General features: G+C 69.7%; 14 protein-coding genes and 1 pseudogene. 1 reads left to right on the forward strand and 14 read right to left on the reverse strand.

Going from position 1 to position 18,830, the window contains the following annotated elements; all coding sequences use genetic code 11:
* Positions 1–131: 131 nt before the first annotated feature.
* From ACIBEF_RS29500 to ACIBEF_RS29510, 3 genes are all read right to left on the reverse strand, one after another.
* Positions 132–962: a hypothetical protein gene (locus ACIBEF_RS29500; protein WP_396796574.1), complete on the reverse strand. Its 831-nt coding sequence runs from the start codon at positions 960–962 to the stop codon at positions 132–134.
* Complete coding sequence (locus ACIBEF_RS29505; RefSeq protein ID WP_396796576.1) at positions 959–3,187, reverse strand: hypothetical protein; 2,229 nt, start codon at positions 3,185–3,187, stop codon at positions 959–961. The genes ACIBEF_RS29500 and ACIBEF_RS29505 overlap by 4 nt, the downstream gene beginning before the upstream one ends.
* Before the next feature lie 62 nt (positions 3,188–3,249).
* The gene (locus ACIBEF_RS29510; RefSeq protein WP_396796577.1) at positions 3,250–4,071 is read right to left on the reverse strand and encodes a hypothetical protein; all 822 of its coding nucleotides are present in this window, start codon (positions 4,069–4,071) and stop codon (positions 3,250–3,252) included.
* A gap of 176 nt (positions 4,072–4,247) precedes the next feature.
* On the opposite strand from ACIBEF_RS29510, the gene ACIBEF_RS29515 reads away from it, so the two are divergent.
* Positions 4,248–5,135 carry a Crp/Fnr family transcriptional regulator gene (locus ACIBEF_RS29515; protein WP_396796579.1) on the forward strand — a complete coding sequence of 296 codons (888 nt, stop codon included), beginning with the start codon at positions 4,248–4,250 and terminating at the stop codon, positions 5,133–5,135.
* A 196-nt stretch (positions 5,136–5,331) separates the two neighbouring features.
* Here ACIBEF_RS29515 and ACIBEF_RS29520 read toward each other — a convergent pair whose 3' ends face one another.
* The 11 genes and pseudogenes from ACIBEF_RS29520 to ACIBEF_RS29570 form a co-directional block, all read right to left on the reverse strand.
* Positions 5,332–8,298, reverse strand: a complete 2,967-nt coding sequence (locus tag ACIBEF_RS29520) for a hypothetical protein (protein WP_396796580.1) — start codon at positions 8,296–8,298, stop codon at positions 5,332–5,334.
* Positions 8,295–10,403 carry an NB-ARC domain-containing protein gene (locus ACIBEF_RS29525; RefSeq protein ID WP_396796582.1) on the reverse strand — a complete coding sequence of 703 codons (2,109 nt, stop codon included), beginning with the start codon at positions 10,401–10,403 and terminating at the stop codon, positions 8,295–8,297. The genes ACIBEF_RS29520 and ACIBEF_RS29525 overlap by 4 nt, the downstream gene beginning before the upstream one ends.
* A gap of 16 nt (positions 10,404–10,419) precedes the next feature.
* Positions 10,420–10,746 carry a hypothetical protein gene (locus tag ACIBEF_RS29530; RefSeq protein ID WP_396796583.1) on the reverse strand — a complete coding sequence of 109 codons (327 nt, stop codon included), beginning with the start codon at positions 10,744–10,746 and terminating at the stop codon, positions 10,420–10,422.
* Positions 10,747–11,086: 340 nt separating this feature from the next.
* Positions 11,087–13,636: a phenylalanine--tRNA ligase subunit beta gene (pheT, locus tag ACIBEF_RS29535; protein WP_396796585.1), complete on the reverse strand. Its 2,550-nt coding sequence runs from the start codon at positions 13,634–13,636 to the stop codon at positions 11,087–11,089.
* A 40-nt stretch (positions 13,637–13,676) separates the two neighbouring features.
* Positions 13,677–14,756 (reverse strand): phenylalanine--tRNA ligase subunit alpha, encoded by a 1,080-nt coding sequence (gene pheS, locus ACIBEF_RS29540; RefSeq protein ID WP_396796587.1) that lies wholly within the window; start codon positions 14,754–14,756, stop codon positions 13,677–13,679.
* Positions 14,757–14,974: 218 nt separating this feature from the next.
* Positions 14,975–15,772 (reverse strand): RNA methyltransferase, encoded by a 798-nt coding sequence (locus ACIBEF_RS29545; RefSeq protein WP_357201342.1) that lies wholly within the window; start codon positions 15,770–15,772, stop codon positions 14,975–14,977.
* An 83-nt stretch (positions 15,773–15,855) separates the two neighbouring features.
* On the reverse strand, positions 15,856–16,248 hold the full coding sequence (gene rplT / locus ACIBEF_RS29550) for a 50S ribosomal protein L20 (RefSeq protein ID WP_030488429.1): 393 nt from the start codon (positions 16,246–16,248) through the stop codon (positions 15,856–15,858).
* A 31-nt stretch (positions 16,249–16,279) separates the two neighbouring features.
* Positions 16,280–16,474, reverse strand: a complete 195-nt coding sequence (gene rpmI, locus ACIBEF_RS29555) for a 50S ribosomal protein L35 (protein WP_007458415.1) — start codon at positions 16,472–16,474, stop codon at positions 16,280–16,282.
* Positions 16,475–16,494: 20 nt separating this feature from the next.
* The gene (gene infC / locus ACIBEF_RS29560; RefSeq protein ID WP_355500056.1) at positions 16,495–17,145 is read right to left on the reverse strand and encodes a translation initiation factor IF-3; all 651 of its coding nucleotides are present in this window, start codon (positions 17,143–17,145) and stop codon (positions 16,495–16,497) included.
* 741 nt (positions 17,146–17,886) lie between these two features.
* Positions 17,887–18,360, reverse strand: a complete 474-nt coding sequence (locus ACIBEF_RS29565) for a PH domain-containing protein (RefSeq protein ID WP_238686768.1) — start codon at positions 18,358–18,360, stop codon at positions 17,887–17,889.
* A 336-nt stretch (positions 18,361–18,696) separates the two neighbouring features.
* A pseudogene (locus ACIBEF_RS29570) lies at positions 18,697–18,830 on the reverse strand (IS110 family transposase); the annotation flags it as partial.

An 18,830-nucleotide genomic window follows, 5' to 3' on the forward strand; every position in this document is an offset into this window, starting at 1 on the left:
CGAAGATTAACAAGGACGACTCACGAGTGCAAGTTCATGCAGTGTAGTGCATGGTAATGAACAGATGAATCACGCCGGTACGGTGCCCTGGGTGTCCTCTGCCAGACGATCCCGGCAGAGGACACCGCGTGTCAGTTCACCCGCTCGGACAACCCGTGATGACGCTCGTACGTCCTCAGGGCCGCATCCCAGGCCTCCGTGTATTCGCTCGGTCCCATACCGAGATCACCATGTCCACGCACCGCTTCACGGAGCAGTTTGATGAGGTCGGGAACGGCCTCACGACGTTCCTCCACGTACCGGCGGAACACCTCGGCGAACTGCTCACCAGTCAACCGCGCCGCATGCGAGGTCACCGGATCGTCCTCAAGATTCTGCAGCACCGCACACCAGCGACGAGTCAGCTCGTCCGCCTGGGTCGCCCTGATCTTCTGCAACTCATGATCACACTCAAGCCTGATCCGATCCTCCCAGTACGGCCGGAGGCGTTCCCGTACTCGCTCGTCCGGGCTGACGCGAATGAGCACACTGAAGTACGGCACCAATCCCTCGCGCGGCCAGCGGTGGCCACCGAGACGGCCGTTCAGCGCGCGCTCAAGATCGTGCGAGCGGTGAGGTTCGTGTTCACGTGCCAGATCCACTGCCCGCTCCCGGACAATTCCGGCAGCCCACCCCAGGTAGCGGTCGGCGCGGAGTCGAAGCTCCTCATACGCCATGTTCTGCGCGGTCCAGTTGTAAACGACGTGCAGCCGGAAATCGAACGCGTCGCCCTTGGCGGGCACCAGGATCGGCCCCGGGACGTCCTGACGGAACGTCGCCGTGGTGGAGACGACTGGCGGTGGTGGGGGTGGAGGTAGGGGAAGCTCAGCTGGCGGAAAGAGCACATGCCACCAACGACGACGGTCCACCTGTGTGGGTACGGGTGGTCTGGTGCCGGGACCACCAGGCGGATTCATGATCATCTCGTCTCCTCATCGATCAGGCGTTGTACGTCGTCGAGCAGGCTGTTGTGGGGCATCACGGGACGCCATACGTGGTGGAGCTGATGGTTCAGGCGATGACGCAGTGCAGGCTGTCCAGCGATCACGTGACGCACGAGTTGAAGGCAATGGCCGGCGACGACCGTCTGCCGATCAGCCCGGTCCAGCCAGAATCCGAGGGACCGCCACGAGCGGTATGCCGTCCACGGCAGGCTGAGGGCGGCGGCCCAGAGCACGGCCAGGTCGGCCAGACGGATCGTCCCCTGATCGACCAGGTACAGCAGCTCCGGCCAATGTTCTCTGGGCGGTTCCGTCCAACGGTCCGCGAGCACCCGCAGAGTCCGCGCGGCGTGGAGTTGCACCTCGGGATCGCCGCACGCGGTCCAACCCACCAGCGCCGTGACAACGCTCGCCGCGTGATCATTGCGGTACACCTCGACCAGCCCTCGGACGACGGAGTTGTTCCACCGCTGCATCCGCGCATGCGCCACCTGGCGCAACTGCACCAACGCCGCATCCGGCCAGAGTTGGGCCAGCCCGAGGCTGTACGCCCGCGCCACGGTGTCGCGTAGATGAGCTGCCGGGCCGGCAGTCCACCTACCGAGTTCGGTTCGGACCCGATGGTGCAACGTCGGCTGCATGGCCATGGCGACCAGCACGATGGCCGCGGCCTGCCGAACGCCGGCACGCCGTTCCCGGGCCAATACTCCGACCGTGTCGAGGGCCGCTTGCACGTCCCGGGTCGCTGACCAGCCGATGGCCCCGGCGGCGGCCTGTCGGACCGCCGGGAGGTCTCCCCGAATCAGGTCCGCCAGCCAGTCGAGGAGCTCCGCCGGAGACCACCATTCAGCCCACGCGACGTCCAGCAACGCCGATCTGAGCGGCTTCGTCCCCGCCGGAAAATCGATCCGGCATCCACCCGGCACGCGTACGTCGCTCAGCCGGGTGACGGCCTGGCTCAGTGTCGACCCCAACAGCGCCTCGATTGCCGACGGACGCAGGGGTACACCGATCGACGCCACTTCCTGAAACTGCGATCGGGCCAGACGTTGAGCTGCCTGGTGTATCTCGGCCACGGGCTGTCCGGCGAGCACGGCGCAGGACAGGCGGAACGCTCGCACGTCCTCGGCCGTGAATCCATCGATCTCATCGCCGCCGCGTCGCAGGTCGAGGATCTCGACGGCTCGCTCTCGCAGTTGAAGCGGCAGAAACTGCTCCAGCCGTTCCGTCAGGGCGCCAGCCCTGGGAGCGGTCCGAGCGATCGTCTCGACGACCTTCAGGACTTCGCTGGGTGAGGGCTCTCCGGCCAGGTAAACCGACAGCAGTGGATGTTCGGCGCAGTCCACATCCACGTACTGCTTCAGGCAATGCCCGTCGCACGTGTCCACACACCAGCCGACACACCGCCCGGCGAGATGATGGCGAAGTTGCGCCCGGAATACCTCAGCTGCCGGGGCTGCACGATGTTCCACAACGTGGCCGACGAGGTCGTGTCTCCGTCGGGAGAAATCCCCCGCCAGGACCAGTGTCGTGCCTGATGTCGCAGCCCTGGCAGCGAGCGCCACGAGTGTGAACCCGTCGACCTCGCGGAGTGCGACCTCGCTCAGCCGGAGCACGTAGCCGTGACCGGCGGGTAAAGGCGTCTCAGCGCCGAGCAGATCGGACAACTGCTCGACACCGAGCACACGGACCCGGCCAAAGCCGTGTTTCCGAGCCACTGCCAAGGTGGCCGAAGTGATCAGTCCGCTCCCGACCGGACCGGAGAGGCAGACCAGGTCGTGGAGCTGAAGATGGTGGTCGAGTCGGTGATCACTGGGCGTGTTCGCGTACCCGCTGGCGATGTCGCGGACCTTGGCCTCGACCAGGGTTTCGAACCAGATGCGCCCAGCGCCGTCGGATCGCGCGGCGGTGACGTTGACCGTCCCGATCGCGACGGCGCCATGACCGGTAGCGTTCTGCCCCTGAACCCGAACATCGCCGACGTCGATGCTCGACCCACCCAGTAGGCCAGCGAGCCCGCGCAGCACGTCGGCAGGGTCAAGGAGGTCCTCAGGTTCGTCTACCTCCTCCTCCGGTGGCACCTCGGGCAGTCCCTCTGCCGGGCCCGGCTCGTCCTTGCCATCACCGGTACCTGTAGCTGTTGATCCGCCCAGCACAACATCGTCGTCGTCACCACTCGCTTGATTGACGGCCGGTGCCTCCAACACGTTGCGCGGAAGGTGTTCCAGATCCCACTCCGTCCCAGCGGAGGCAGTGGGGTGCCGACCGGTCATCGGGGATTGCCTCGCCCCGTGCCGAAGTTCGCGTCGCCACCAAGCGAGCCGATCGCCGTCGCACCGTGGCCGATCGCGTTCTGCCCCTTGACGCGAATATCGCCGGTACGAATTCCACCGTGACGCGCCGCCCTGTTCGCTGCCTCCGCCTCGCCAATGTCCGCCGCCTCCTCGACAGCCTGGGCGGAGCCTTCCCGGTCGGGGGGCACGACGCCCGGGACCGAGACACCGCGGAGATCCTCGTCCACCACACAGAGCCAGGCGTACTCGCGGAACTCCTTGTCCGGATGGGCCACCTCGATCCGCAAGAAACGCTCGGGTCGCATCTCTTCCGGATACTCGCTGACCACGTCCCGGAAGATCTCTGTCGACACAACGAGAGCCACCCCGGCCTCGGGAAAGGCTGCCAGGGCCTTCTTGACGGGATCGGCCTCGCACAGGCGACAGACGAAAACGACGGCGTTGCCGGGGAAGCCGTTCGCACCGTCCAGGTGCACCAAACCCTGATGTACGGCCACCCGAAGTCGGATTCGAGCAACGGGGAGGCGGCTGCTGTTGTGGCTGCGCAGCCGCCGGTTCAGCTCCGGCACGAACCTACCGATGACATGAGACTCGGACACTTCGCGGGGCACGATCGCCAGCTCGCCGTCACCCGCCTGCTGAGCAGTCCAGGCCACCCGGTCCAAGCCGACAGTGCGAGCGGCTTCGTGCAGCAGCTCGCGGAAATGCCGTTGCGCGTCATATTGCTGCAGGTTGCTTCGTCGGCTGTACCGTTCCATATCCACAGAGATCAACAGTCGTCGCTCGGGATGTTGCATCAAACTCCCGCCCTTCGTCACCCGGCTCGCCCAACAAGCGAGCACCGCAGGAACCATCGAACCGCCGGGGACCGATCGGGATCCCGTAGAAGTACGGCATCGTCTCGGGCTGTCGAGAAACGGTCATCCCGTTCTGTTCGGGAGTCAGGCAGAGACCCGCACGGTCTCCTTGTCCCATGAGGACGAACCTGTTTGAGCTGCTGCTGGCCCTCGAATGGTCACCGATGGCTGTGCTGGTGTTGATTGCCGTCCGCCTGCTGGTCGAAATCGTCGCTGCCACAGGGGCATCGCGCTGCGCACAGGAACGGCTACGCTTCGGCGGCTGTCCGTGGAGGAGGCTGAGGCCGCAGATGCGACGACCACGCGAAATGTCCGCCGGCGAGTGGCCCTACGGCACGTTCCTGCAACGGCTCGCACCGCCAGTCAGGATGACGCTACTGGGCCTGGGCGTTCGTCGTCAGGTTCCCGCCGGGCAAATTGTGATCCACGAGGGCATACGGGAATCACACCTGGTACTCCTCGAAGAGGGCCTGACAAAGGTGACAGCTTCCCTGCCGGACGGCCGGTCCGCTCTGCTGTCCCTCCGGGTGGGCGGTGATCTCGTCGGCGAGATGTCAGCACTGAACAACGCACCCCGCTCCGCGACCGTCACGACCTGCGGGCCCGCAAGGTACAGCGTGATCCAGCCGGACCGGTTCAAGCAGTTCCTGAAGGAACACCCAGACGCCGCCCTCGAACTCGCCGCGATGGTGTCCGACCGGCTGCGGTGGTCCAATCGACGGCGGATCGACTTCACGTCGTACCCGGTGAAACTGCGTGTTGCCCGAGTGATCGCGGAACTTTGCCGGACCCATGGACGACAAGGGTCCGACGGCATCATCATCGACGTCCGACTAACACAGCCCGACCTGGCGACCATCTGCGGCGCCTCCGAGACCGCGATTCAGAAGGCGCTACGGGAGCTACGGACAGACGGCCTGGTCGACACCGATTACCGCCGGATCACCGTCCGCGATCTGTCGAGCCTACGGAAGCTCGGCAACCTGGAATCTAGCGACGACTGAGGGTCTCCTCCCGCGTCCCGTATGAGGAGACCCGTCGAAGCCGTCAGGCGTCGCACCGGTGACGCCGAGGCGCTCAGCCGCGGAAGTAAACGCCGCGTCCGTACCCCGACCATCTCCTCGGCGGTGAGCGGCCGGTACGGTGCCCGGCCTGGCTGTGTCCGGTCGCGGCGACAGGTCAAACTCCGGCTGCCCGCCATCAGGCCCAGCAGTTCGCCCCCGGCGTACCCGCTCGCTTCGAGGCGTTGGGATGACGGTCGAAGAAGTACGGCAGCCAACGCCGACAGAACGCCCCGAAAGGCCGGACCGCCGGACAGACCCGCCGGCTGAGGCCGGACAGGGACACCGCGTCCCGCCGGTCGGCCTGGTTGAACAGGCCGATGGTGACGTCGAAGACGCCTTGTTGTACGGCTGCCTGGACACCTGCGGCCAGAATGTCTGCATCCACCTCGTCGACGGCGGCGTCCCGCCTCAGCAACTCGCCGGCCACGGCCGGCAACAGGTTGTTGCTGATGACCGTGATCAGTTTCGGATTCGGCGCGAGATCGGCGACGGACGACGAGTAGCCCGAGACGTTGACGAACGCCTCGGTGAAGGGCAGCAGGACCTTCGCCGTGCCCCAGCTCTCGACCAGTTCCTCCGCCGACCGCGACACCTCGGAGACCAGGTACAGGTGGGTGGCGAGGACGGCGTACCGGACCCGCGGATCAGCGGCCAGTAGCTGCGCGATCCGGAACTCCTCAGCGCTGAAACAGAGCCGGGCGAGCATGTACACGCGGGCCAGCTCCCGCGCTTCGGCGGTCGTCAACAACACCTCGGCCGACCCCGCCCCCTGCGCGGGGACGTCCGGCGACGATCGGCGCGAGCGGCGGCCCTCCTCGCCCGCGACGCCGATCGCGTCGTCAAGCGTCGAGAGGATGCGCTCGGCCGGCAGCGGTGCGGCGTCCGGGCCGCCCCGACACCGTCGGGCAAGGTCCGGCCAGTGCGTCGACAGATGGCTCATGACATCCCGGCACGCCTCGGCGTGAGACTGGCCCCGTCGTGACGCGAGCCGCTCGATGCCGCGGAGCAGGTGCGCGGCCGGTGAGCCCGGGGTGGTCTCCTCGTGTAGCCGAGCGACCGCGTCCGGCAGGCTCCGGCCGGCCGTCAGCCCGAAGTAGCCGTCGAGGGTGCCGAGATCGGCAGCGCCGAAGCGCACCGCCACCGCCTTCCCGGCCACGACCCGCTCCCAGTAGTACGCGCTGAGCGCGGCGGGATCCGCCAGCAGCGCGCCGAGATCGCCGGACTCCGGCGAGGGTCGCCCCGGCGGCAACACACGCCGCAGCAGCGTGCGAACGAAATCGTCGTTGCGCGCGGTCACCTCGGCGGAAGCGGCCTGGAACCAGACCTCGGACGCCAGCTTGGCGGTCTGCCTCTCCTCGTTCACGGATTCGAGATAGGTGTCCAGCTTCTCCTTCTCCGGATGTGCCGGGCATCGTTCGCCCAGCGAGGGGGCCGCCAACCGGAGGTACATCCCGAACAGCTCTCCGGTGATCTCGCGGCCCGGAGCGCCCAGGTCGAAAAGGTCGTCGGCCAGCACGGAGCCGAGGGCACCGAACACACACCCGGTGGCCAGGGAGGCGTCGTCGGCGATGTCAGCGGCCGCGACGCACAGATCGACGATGAAGCGTCGCAGGGACAGCGCGGCCGCGTTTCCGTCGGTCGAACCCCAGACCGGGCCGGCGGGCCGGGACGCGACCGCCGTCGGCAGGAGCTGCCGCAGAGCTACCAGCGCGCCGTGCAGCTCATCGGCGAGTTCGCTGACCGGCCGGCGCGCCGCCGCGGACTCCGCGCGCAGGACCGCACCGAGGTCGTGCCGCGTGACGATGTCCCGGATGTGCTCCGGCGTCATCTCCCGGATCACGATCCGCGCCCGCTTGCGCACCTCCTCCCGCAGGTCGGTGTAGAGCGGCATGTTGAGGGCGCCCTGCAGGTCGTACTGCATGCGCAGGACGAGGCGCTGCACGATGGGCGTGTCGTCGTCGAGGGCCGAGGCCAGCGTGGCGCGGCGCAGTCGGTCGAGGGAGACGCCCCCGCTCTGCCGCTCGTACCAGGCACGGAAACCCTCGTCGCGCAGGAGATGCCGGTCCGGGTCGACGACGAGACCGGGCCGGGACGCGGCGGCCGCGAGCGCCGCGACGACCCGCGGCATCTCGTCGGCGAGAAGGTCCAGGAAAGAACGCCCGTCCCCGGTCGCCAACAGGAACCGGTCGAGCGCCGACCCCGGAAGGTCATTGGCGCCGAGGAAGCCGGTGCCCTCGTCGGTCCGGTGGAACGCCGCCATGATCGCGCTGCGTGGCCCGCCGGCGGACGTACGGTACCGGTGATGGACCAGCCGACTCGCGGCGAAGATCGTGTGACACGGCACCGGGATGTCCTCAAGGTGGACGACCCGGGGGAGGCCGTCGTCGAAGAAACGGGCCTGGGCGGCGAGCGCCTCGTCCACCCGGGCCTGCGAGGGGAAGATGCAGCTGTCCTCGTCGCTCCACACGGTGCCGTCGTCGTCCACGTAGCACTGCCGCAGGAGCCGATTCGTGCGGGGCAGGTAGGTGAGCCCCTGCCCCGAGGGCCCTCGACCGGTGCCCGTCGTCCAGGTGACGATGACCTTGAACTCGTCCATGAAGGGGCTGTTGTCGATGTGCAGGGTGTTGTCCCGCGCCACGACGTCGAGTGGCTGCGTGTCCTTGGCCCGCAAGTCGATGATCTTCACGGGCCCGCCGAGGGCGTGCGCGACGAGCGCGACCAGCAGCGGATGGGAGAACGCCTCCCGAAAGTCGGGGTGCTCGACCAGGGAGCCCGCGTCGACGACGTTCAGGTAGTTGTGCAGCGAGCCACGGCTGCCCCTGGTGTCGATCGCCGAGTCGTACACCCGCCGCGCGCTGTCGAAACGCTCGGGTGGGACGAGCCCGGCGAAGCTGAGGGCACCCTCGGCCGCGAGGTTCCCGCTCAGCGTCGTGAAGGTGTTCCGCAGGAGCGGGCCGTCCGCCTCCGCCCGGCAGGCTCTGTCGACCAGCGCTTCGATCTCGCGGCGGAACCTCGTGGCTTCCCGCTCCCGACGAAGTTGCCGATAGGACGCAGGGCTGGCCAGCTCGTCAGCCGGGACGAGCGGCGCGTACCGAGGACTCATATCGCCGGACTCCCGACCACCAATGTCGACTGGGTGAGGTCCGGGTAGTGCTCCAGGCGGGCCAGTGCCCGTTGGACCTCTTCCACGGCGCTCGCGTTTCCGCACTGACCGTACGCCTGCTCGAGCTGGCCCAGGATCGTCCGAACGGAACGGAAGTTGCCGAGGGACTCCTCCACCCGCCAGGCCCGCTCCAACCAGGTGCATCCCTCTTCGACGTCGCCCAACCGCAGGCCGGTCGCGCCGAGCAGACGCAGGGCCAGAGCGCGGCCGTAGTCGTTGCCGCGCTCCTCGCACATGGCGAGGCTGCGCAGGCCGAGCCCCCGGGCCCACGAATGGTGGCCCGTCTCGTTCAGGGCTCGCGCCGCGTCGTACAGACCCCGGGCCTCGCGGACGACGTTGTTGCCGCTCCTCGATTCCCGGGCCGCGCGCAACCCCCAGCGGAGCGCCTCCCGGTGGTCACCCGACCGGAGGCAGAGCTCGGCCATGGCGTGATGTGACGACGCCCGACCCGAATCGTCGCCCGACGCCGCGTCCAGCGCGATGGAGGCGCGCAACTGCTCCTTCGCCGGCTCAAGCTGGCCGATGTCCGCGAGGGCCCGTCCCAGTGCGCGTCGGGACAGCGCCTCCATCGCCGGGTCACCGGCGGCCGCAGCGGCGACAGCCTCCCGCTGGACGGCCAGCGTTCTCGTGACGTCCTGTCGCCAGTAGAGGAACGTGTTGACCGCCCGCGCGAACCGGGTGATGAAGGCGAAGTCGCCGTCGGCCCGGGCCTCCTCGATGAGGTAGGTCATGGACGCGGTGACCGACTCGAACCAGGAGAGGGCCTGCGCCACGGTGAGGCTGACCGATCCGGCGACCGCCAGCAGTTCCTGGTCCACCGGCAGGGAGTCCCGGTGCGGATCGATGGCGCGATCGGCGGCGTAGCTCAACGCCAGGTACACGGTGCGGATGCGGCGCGCGGTCAGCTCCCGCTCGGCGGGGTCCAGCACCTGCCCGAGCGTCTCCGCGAGATAGGCCTTCATCAGGTCGTGGAAGCGGTAACGGCCAGGGCTGATCTCGTCGATCAGGGATGCCAGGCACAGGGCTTGAAGACTGCGGTCACACACCCGCCTGGGCTGGTCGAGGACGAGGCACAGCACCGCGACCGAGCATTCGTTGCTGGGCAGCATGGACGCGACGTAGAGGACCTTCGCCGTCGCCGCGTCGAGGTCGTCCAGTGACCAGGAGATGACGCGTCCGACCTCGATGCCCAGACCGGCGTCGTCGAGGAAGCGGAGTGGGCTCTGCTCCTCCTCGATTCCCCTCGCCGCGTCGTCGATCATCCACGTGGTCTGGATGGCGAGCTTCGCCGAGACGATCGCCAGCGCCAACGGATGCCCCTCCAGAAGCTGCACGATGCGCCGGGCGGCGGCCTGCTCCCGTTCGACGCGGACGAACCCCACACGTTCGGCGATGAGCTCCACCCCCTCGTCGAGGCTCAGCAACGGAAGTTTGATGACCCGGGCGTCGTGACGAACGCTCATCTCGGGGATCGCCCGGCGGCTGGTCACCACCAACACCGACCCGAAGCCCGGCACCAGGTCCCGAACCTGCTCGTAGGAACCGACGTTGTCCACGATGACGAGGCACCGCCGGCCGGCGGTGACGGCGCGGAAGACGCCGCCCCACTCCGCCTCGTCGTCAGGAAGGTCGGACCGGTTGATCCCCAGCGTGGCCAGGAAGCTACGCAGGGCGTCCCGGGCCTCGATGCGCGGTGTGCCGGAGTACGCACGCATGTCGACGAAGAACTGCCCGTCGGGATATTCGGCGATGCGCGAGTTGGCCCAGGCGACCGCGAGGGTGGTCTTTCCCGAGCCGGCCAACCCCCAGAGCATGCAGCAGCGCGAGCCCGGCGTCGTCGTCGCCTCGTCCATCTCGTGCAGCAGGTGGTGCCTGCCGACGATCCGACCGATTCCACCCGGGAGCATGTGCGGTGGCTCGGGCACGCGCGCGGCTGTGCGCGGCTGTTCGACGTAGATCGCGCCGGAGGTGCCCACCTGGAGGACCTGGTGCGCCAACAGGCCCTCGGCCACGTTGTGCGACGAGCTTCCGGAGGCGGGCTCCATGTCGGTCACCTTCCGGCTACATCGTGATGTCGCCGACGCGCTGGGCCTGCACCAGCTTGCCCACGTTGCTGGAGGCCACCACGTTCGTGCTGCCAGCCGGCGTCGCCCCCTGCCGGAGCTCCCGCAGAAACTCCGGATCCTCGGCCGCGAGACGGGCCAGAAGCGCACGAAGCTGAGCCACGTCGTCCGCCGAGGCGTCGCCCCGCGTGACCCGGTCCAGGGATTCGAGCATCCCCGCCGGCTCGTCCCCGCGGACGAACCGCCGCCGGATCATGTCGACGAGAGCCGCCCCGGACCCCTCGGCGATTTTGACGAGCGCCCCGGCGACAATTGCCTCGATCATGCGCTGCTCCTTGACCTGAAGGCCCGCGACAGGCATCGGCGCTCACCCCTTCGCCAGGCAAGGCTACCGATTCGTGTCGACCTCGGAAAGGCTCGTGAGACGGTCGGCAACGTCGACGCCGGGCCCCCGGCCGGCCACCTGAACGCCGTCTCGCATCGACGTCGACACATGCCATCGGCGACGGATGCCTGGTGCCCAGCCACCGCGACCTGCCAGGCGACGCCGTCGGCGACGGCGAAGGCCGCCGCGGCCTGTCGGAAGCCCGACACGGCGGAGCCAGCGGCGACACGACGACGGCCCCGCTACCCGCTGCCGGGTACCGGGGCCGTCGTGAATCGCGTCAGGCGCCGCGAAGGGTGGCGCCGAGGCGCTCCGCCGCGACGGCGACCGCCGCGTCCCGTGCCGCGACCGCCTCCTCGACGGTGAGCGTCCGGTCCGGTGCCCGGAAGGTCAGCTTGTACGCCAGCGACCGTCGGCCGGCACCGAGCTGCGCGCCGGAGTACACGTCGAACAGCCGCACGTCCTCCAGCAGCTCACCGGCGCCCGCCTCCAGCGCCCGGCGCACCTGCTCCGCCGGCACCGACTCGTCCACCACCAGAGCCACGTCGATCAACGCCGGTGGGAAGCCGGACACCGTCGGCGCCGGCGTCACCGGGGTCGGCGGCAGCGCGTCGAGGTTCAGCTCCATCGCGCTGGTGCGGCGGGGCAGCTCCAGCGCCGCCACCACCACCGGGTGCAACTCCCCGGCGTGTCCGACGACCGAGCCGTCGACCCGCAGCTCGGCGCAGCGACCCGGGTGCCACGGGGCGTACTCGGCGGCACGCACCTCGACCCGCTCGTCGGGGATCCCGGCGGCGGCCAGCACGTCACGGGCCGCCTCGATCGCGTCCGCCCAGCCGGCCGGTCGACCCGCACCCCACCAGCCGGCCGGGTCCAGGTCACCGGAGAGCACCACCGCGACGTGCACCGGTTGCGCCGGCACCACCGCGTCGGCGGCTGCGAACTCCTCGTCGGTGGGGCGACGGTCCACGCCCATCGCCGGCGGGCTGCCGGCGCCGACGCGCGGGTGGAAGACCGCACCGATCTCGTAGAGGGCGAGGTCGCGGTGACCCCGCCCGAGGTTGCGCTTGAGGATGCCGAGCAGCGGGCCGAGCAGCGTGGTGCGCAGCAGCGGCTCCTCCTCGGACAGCGGGTTGGCCAGCCGCACCGCGGGCCGACGCGGGTCGTCGGCCGGCAGGCCGAGCTGGTCGGCCAGCTCCGGCGACACGAACGGGTGCGCGAGCACCTCCACGTACCCCCGCTCGGCCAGCGACCCGGCGACCGCCCGTCGGCGACGCTGCCGCGGGGTCAGACCGCGCCCCGGGGGCGCGGTCGGCAGCACCGACGGCACCCGGTCGTACCCGTCGAGGCGGACCACCTCCTCGACCAGGTCGGCCGGATCGGTCAGGTCGGGCCGCCAGGTCGGCGGGGTGACGCTCAGCACCGCCCCGACGCCGCTGGCCACGCCGACCGCGCCCGGGTCCTCGGACAACCGGTCCGCGCCCTGCGCGACAGTGCAGCCCACCTGCTCCAGCAGGGCGACCACCCGCGCCGGCGGGTACTCGACACCGACCCGCCGGGTCGGCAGGTCCGCCGGAAGACTGATCGGGGTACGCGGCCGGACGTGGTCGATGTCCAGGATCTCCACGCTCGGGGTGCCACCGCCATGCTCGGTGAGCAGCCGCACGGCACGCTCCAGCGCGACCAGCGGCACGGCCGGGTCGACGCCCCGCTCCCAGCGCTTCGCGGCCTCGCTGAACAGCTTGTGCCGACGGGCGGTGCGCCCGACCATCGCCGGGTCCCAGTGCGCCGCCTCGAAGAGCACCGTGGTGGTGACCCCGGTGACGACCTCGCTGGTCTCACCGCCCATCACGGCGGCGAGGGAGATCGGCCCGGTGTCATCGCAGATGACCATGTCGTCGGCGGTGAGCACCCGGCTGACCCCGTCCAAGGTGGTCAGCTTCTCCCCCGCCTCGGCGCGACGGACCACCAGCGGCCCGGCGATCCGGTCGGCGTCGAAGGCGTGCATCGGCTGGCCCAGCTCCAACATCACGTAGTTGGTGATGTCGACCGGCAGCGAGATGCTGCGGATGCCGGCCGTGACGAGCCGCTGGGCCATCCACGACGGCGTGGGCGCGCCCGGGTCGACGCCCCGCACCAGGCGGGCGGTGAACCGGTCGCAGCCGACCGTGTCGCGCACCTCCACCGGGTACGCCGGCGCCTCGGTGCCCGCCGGGGCGGGCACCAGGGCGGGATCACGCAGCGGCACGTCGAACGCGTGCGACAGCTCCCGGGCCAGGCCACGCAGGCTCAGCGCGTACCCCCGATCCGGGGTGATCTCCAGCTCGAACACGACGTCGTCGAGGCCGACGACGGGCCTCGCGTCGTCGCCCGGCTTGGCCGCGCCGTCCGGCGGCAGCACGATGATGCCCGAGTGGTCGTCGCCCAGGCCCAGCTCCTTGGCGGAGCAGATCATGCCGGCCGAGTTGTGCCCGTACGTCTTACGGGCGCCGATCGCGAACCCGCCGGGCAGCACACCACCGGGCAGGATCACCACCACCCGGTCACCGACGGCGAAGTTACGCGCCCCGCAGACGATCTCCTGCGGCTCGCCGGTGCCGTTGGCGGCACCCACGTCCACCCGGCAGAACCGGATCGGCTTCTTGAAGCCGGTCAGCTCCTCGATCTCGCGCACCTCGCCGACGACGAGCTGCCCGGTGACGCTCTCGCGCAGGTCCACCACGGACTCGACCTCGATACCGAGGTCGACCAGGGCCTGCTCCAGGTCACCGGTGGGCAGGTCGGCGGGGAGGTCGACGTACTCCCGCAGCCAACTGACAGAAACTCGCATGACTTCAGACCACCGTTCCCGTGTCTCGTACCCGCATCGCCTACGCCCCGGTCCCGAGCGCGCGGCTGAACCGCACGTCGCCCTCGAAGAGATGGCGGATGTCGCTGACCCCGTGCCGGACCATCAGGGTCCGGTCGATGCCCATGCCGAAGGCGAATCCGGAGTAGACCTCCGGGTCGACGCCGCAGGCGCGCAGCACCCGCGGGTTGACCATGCCGCAGCCACCCCACTCCACCCACTGCGGGCCGTCACGGTGCTCCGGGAACCACACGTCGAACTCCGCCGACGGCTCCGTGAACGGGAAGTAGTGCGGCCGCCACCGGGTCTTCGCCTCCGGGCCGAACATCGCCCGGGCGAAGTGGTCCAGCGTGCCCCGCAGGTGGGCCATCGTGATGCCCTTGTCGACCACCAGGCCCTCGGCCTGGTGGAACACCGGGCTGTGGGTGGCGTCGATCTCGTCCGTGCGGTAGACGCGACCCGGCACGATCACGTAGATCGGCGGCTTGCGGCTGAGCATCGTGCGGGTCTGCACCGTCGAGGTGTGCGTACGCAGCACCAGGCCGGAGCCCGCGGAGCCATCAGGGGATGCGATGTGGAACGTGTCCATCAACCCGCGCGCCGGGTGGTCCGCGGGGATGTTCAACGCGTCGAAGTTGACCCACTCCAGGTCGACCTCGGGCCCCTCGGCCACCTCGTAGCCCATCCCGACGAAGAGGTCGCTGATCGACTCCATCAGGGTGCTCAACGGGTGCCGGGCGCCACGCGGACGCCTGTCGTAGGGCACTGTGACGTCCACCCGTTCCTCGACCAGCACCCGCTCGGCCTGCTCGCGCTCCAACACCTCGGCGCGGTCGGCGTAGGCGGTCTCGATCGCCCGGCGGGCCTCGTTCACCCGCTTGCCCGCGTCCGACTTCGCGGCCGGCGGCAACGCGCCGATCTCCCGGCGCGCGAGGGAGACCGGGGACCGGTCACCGAGGTGCACCGGGCGCAGCGCGGTGAGCGCGTCCGGGTCGGCCGCCGCCGTGAACGCCTTCGTGGCGTCCGCGACAGCCTCATCCAGGGCGGCGGGGTCGAGCAGGGCGACCTGCTTCGGGTCGTACGGATCGTTGCGGTAGCTCATGGCGTACGGGCACTCCCTCACGGCGGCGCCTGCCCTCGTCGGGGCGGCGAAGCGAGTCTACGGACGCGCGGCTGCGCCGCAGCCCGCCGGTAGGAGTTGCGCAGGGAGCAGGTCAGGCCCGCCGCCCGCCGACACCGGCGGGCTGGCTAAACGAACGCCGTGTCGCGTTCATGGACGGACGCTCTCCCCTGCTGTCAGCGCGCCGCAGGCGTTCACCCTCAGCGCTGTGCTCTGGCTGAAGCGTACAGGCAGACCGCTGCGGCGGCAGCCAGGTTGAGGCTCTCCGCGCGCCCGTACAGCGGCACCCGCACCGTGGTGTCGGCGGCGGTGGTCAACTCCTCGGGCAGCCCGTGCGCCTCAGACCCGAACAGCCAGGCGGTGGGCCCGACGAGCCGACCGTAGTCGGTCAGGTCGTCCAGGTCGTTGTCGCCGTACCCGGTGGTGGCGAAGATCGACAGCCCGGCGGCGCGCAGCGCGCCGACCACCGCGACCGGATCGGGGGCGCGCACCACGTCGACGTGGAAGAGGCTGCCGGCCGAGGCCCGCACACACTTGCCGTTGTACGGGTCGACGGCGTCCCCGGCGAAGATCACCGCACCCGCTCCGGCCGCGTCGGCGGTGCGCAGCACCGTGCCGGCGTTGCCCGGATCACGGATCTCGGCGAGCACCGCCACCAGCCGGGGCGCACCCGCGAGGGCCTGTTCCAGTGAGACGTCCAGGTGCCGGCAGACGGCCACCAGCCCCTGTGGGGCGACGGTCTCGGTCAGCGCCGCGAGGGCGTCGTCGGTCACCTCGGAGACCGGCACGTCGGCGCGGGCCGCCGTGGCGGCCAACTCCGGGTACCGGTCGAGCGCGGTGGTCGTACCGAACAGTTCGGTGACCACCTCCGGCCGCGCGAGGGCCTCGCGGACCGCCTGCGGGCCCTCGGCCAGGAAACGGCCGGTGGCGTCGCGGTCGCGGCGGCGTTGAAGGCGGCGGGCGGCGACAACCCTTGGGGTACGCGGGGTGAAAGCCATGGTGTGCGCTCCTCCGGCACGATTGAGGCGCCCCCCGAACGGCGGTGCCGACACGGGAGACGCCTCGCTCTGGTGCGTGGGGATCAGGCGGCCTGAGCCGCCGCGCCGCCGGTGCCCTCGGCCGTGACCGCAGCCCGGGCCAGCTCGACGATCGCCGCGAACGAGGCGGCGTCGTTGACAGCCATGTCGGCCAGGATCTTGCGGTCGACCTCGATGCCGGCCAGACGCAGGCCCTGGATCAGACGGTTGTAGGTCATCCCGTTGGCCCGGGCGCCCGCGTTGATCCGCTGAATCCACAGCTGCCGGAAGTCGCCCTTGCGGTCGCGACGGTCCCGGTAGGCGTACTGCATCGAGTGCAGCACCTGCTCCTTGGCCTTGCGGTACAGGCGGGAGCGCTGACCGCGGTAACCACTCGCGGACTCCAGCAGGGTACGACGCTTCTTCTGGGCGTTTACAGCCCGCTTGACGCGTGCCATCTCAACTCCTAATTACGTAAGGTGGCGCGCGTCAGCGGCCGAGCAGCTTCTTGATGCGCTTGACGTCGGCCTTGGCCAGCACGACCGTGCCGGTCAGCCGGCGGGTCTGGGTGGAGGGCTTCTTCTCCAGGTTGTGGCGAAGGCCGGCCTGCTGGGCAACGATCTTGCCCTTGCCGGTCACCTTGACCCGCTTACCCATACCCGTGTGGCTCTTCATCTTCGGCATGTGGAACGTCTTCTCCCCTGTTACTCGCCGCTGGTGTCGGCGGCGAGGCCGGTGTCACCGGCTGCTGCGGTCTCGCTGACCGCCGCGGTCCCATCGGCTTCCGGAGTGGCGGACTCGTCCGCTGCCCGGTCCCGAGGTCCGCCGCGAGACGCCGTAGCGGCGACCGCGGAGGCCTTGACGGCCCGATGCGGGGCGAGAACCATGATCATGTTTCGGCCGTCCTGCTTCGGAGCGGCCTCGACGTATCCCAGTTCCGTGATCTCGGATTCGAGCCGGCGCAGGAGCCGGTAACCCAGCTCCGGGCGGCTCTGCTCGCGACCGCGGAACATGATCGTCACCTTGACCTTGTCGCCCGCCTTGAGGAACCGCACCACGTGACCCTTCTTGGTCTCGTAGTCGTGCGGGTCGATCTTCGGCCGAAGCTTCATTTCCTTGATGACGGTCTGCTGCTGATTACGCCGCGCTTCGCGCGCCTTGAGTGCGCTCTCGTACTTGAACTTGCCGAAGTCCATGAGCTTGCACACCGGCGGGCGCGCCATCGGCGCAACCTCGACCAGGTCCAGATCGACGTCCGCGGCCAGCTGAAGAGCGCGCTCCAGCGGGACGATGCCCACCTGCTCACCCTCTGGGCCGACCAGTCGGACCTCACGTGCCCGGATCTGCTCGTTCACGCGTGGTTCGACGCTGATGGGGCCTCCTCGAGTCGTTTCTGCTCTGTCGCCGACCCCTGCGGCTCCCGGGAGGGAACCGACCCGAAAAGCAGAAGGCCCCGGCGCATGCCAGGGCCCGCTCGACCGGTCAGCACGATCACAAGGATCGCGCATCCGGCACCCGGGACATGCCCGGAACCGGTGACCGGACCCGGCCACCGTAGCGGCGACTCGGGTGGGAGCAGGCGCTCCACTTTCAAGGCTGCCTGCTCGCACGCGGAGACAGCCTGGTCGACTCGACAACACTACACCGGTGCCCCGGCGACCCCCAAACCGGGCACGACCTGCGGCCAGACACGACCGTGGCCCACCATTGCGCCGCGCCGCCGCTGGCGCGCTTGACGCCGCCCCGTCCCCGCCCTGGGCCGCCCTTGGCGCGCCTGGACCGCCCTGACGCGCCTGAGCCGCCCTGACGCGCCTGAGCCGCCCTGGCGCGCCTGGCGCCGCTTCAAGATCCGAGTAGTTTCCCTGAAACTGCTGCCTCAGGGTGCCGGGAGGCAGCAGTTTCAGGGAAGTTGTCCAGATCTTGGCGAGGGTGCGCGGCAGGCCTGGCCGCTGGGCGGCGACGCGAGGTCGACGACGGGCGGTTCCAGCCGGGAACCGACAGAGGGGCGGTTGGGCCGCGAACCGGCATGGACCGTTAGGCGCCAACCGCAGTGGGCGGTTAGGCCGCCAACCGCAGTGGGCGGTGTCGCCGGGGTGTCAACGGCCGACGGCGCGTTCGGCGAGGCGGACCTGGTGGGCCTCGTGCAGCCGGCGCAGCGCGCGGACCCCGTCGACGGCCAGCTCCTTGTCGGCGGCCTGCAGCGCGACCATCGGCAGCAGGTCGTCGTCGTGCAGCTCCAGGCTGGCCCACGGCGCGCCCCGGTCGAAGCGGACGCCCCGGACGACCTCCCAGGGCAGCTCGTAGGAGCTGATGACGTTACGGACCCGAATGCTCCGGGCGTCGGCCTCCACCCGGGGACGGGTGAACAGCAGGAAGCCCAGCGCACCGAAGATGCCCAGGCCGATCATGGCGATCTGGTCGCCGCGCTGGAAGCTGCCGTAACCATCGCCGGTCGGGCCACTCAACGACGTGGCGACCAGACCGAACACCACCACCAGAGCGGCCGCAGCCGACCAGCAGACCACCCGAATGCGGCGGGGCTTCAGGCGGACCAGTTCGGTTTCACTCACCCCATCAGTCTGCCATCCGCGCTCGGTCATCGAACGCACCACCCGCCGAGCCACCACCCCGAGCCCACCCGCGGCCAGCAAACAAGGCGGCCAGCAAACAAGATCGTGCTAGATCCAGGATCCAGTGGCCTCCGTCGAGATCGAGGCCACTACTTCGATGATCGAGCATGATCTTCCGCTTCCAGCAGCCCAGGGCACCCGGCGCCGCGTCGATCATGGAGTTGTGGTGACGTAAACAGCGAAGGCGGCTGAAACGGCCACCATAACTCCATGATCGACGCCGGCGGGGCGAGCGGGGTGGCGGGGGCGCGGGGGGGGGTGTCCCTATGGGTTTCGTCAAGCGGAGATCGGCGTGGCTGGGCGTGGTTGGTAGGCGATCTTGTCGCGGAGCATGGCGTAGAGGACGTCGCAGCGGCGTCGGGCGAGGCAGATGAGTGCGGCGTTGTGGCGTTTGCCTTCGGCTCTTTTCG

The organism is Micromonospora sp. NPDC050795, from assembly GCF_044456785.1.
Taxonomy (GTDB): Bacteria; Actinomycetota; Actinomycetes; order Mycobacteriales; family Micromonosporaceae; genus Micromonospora.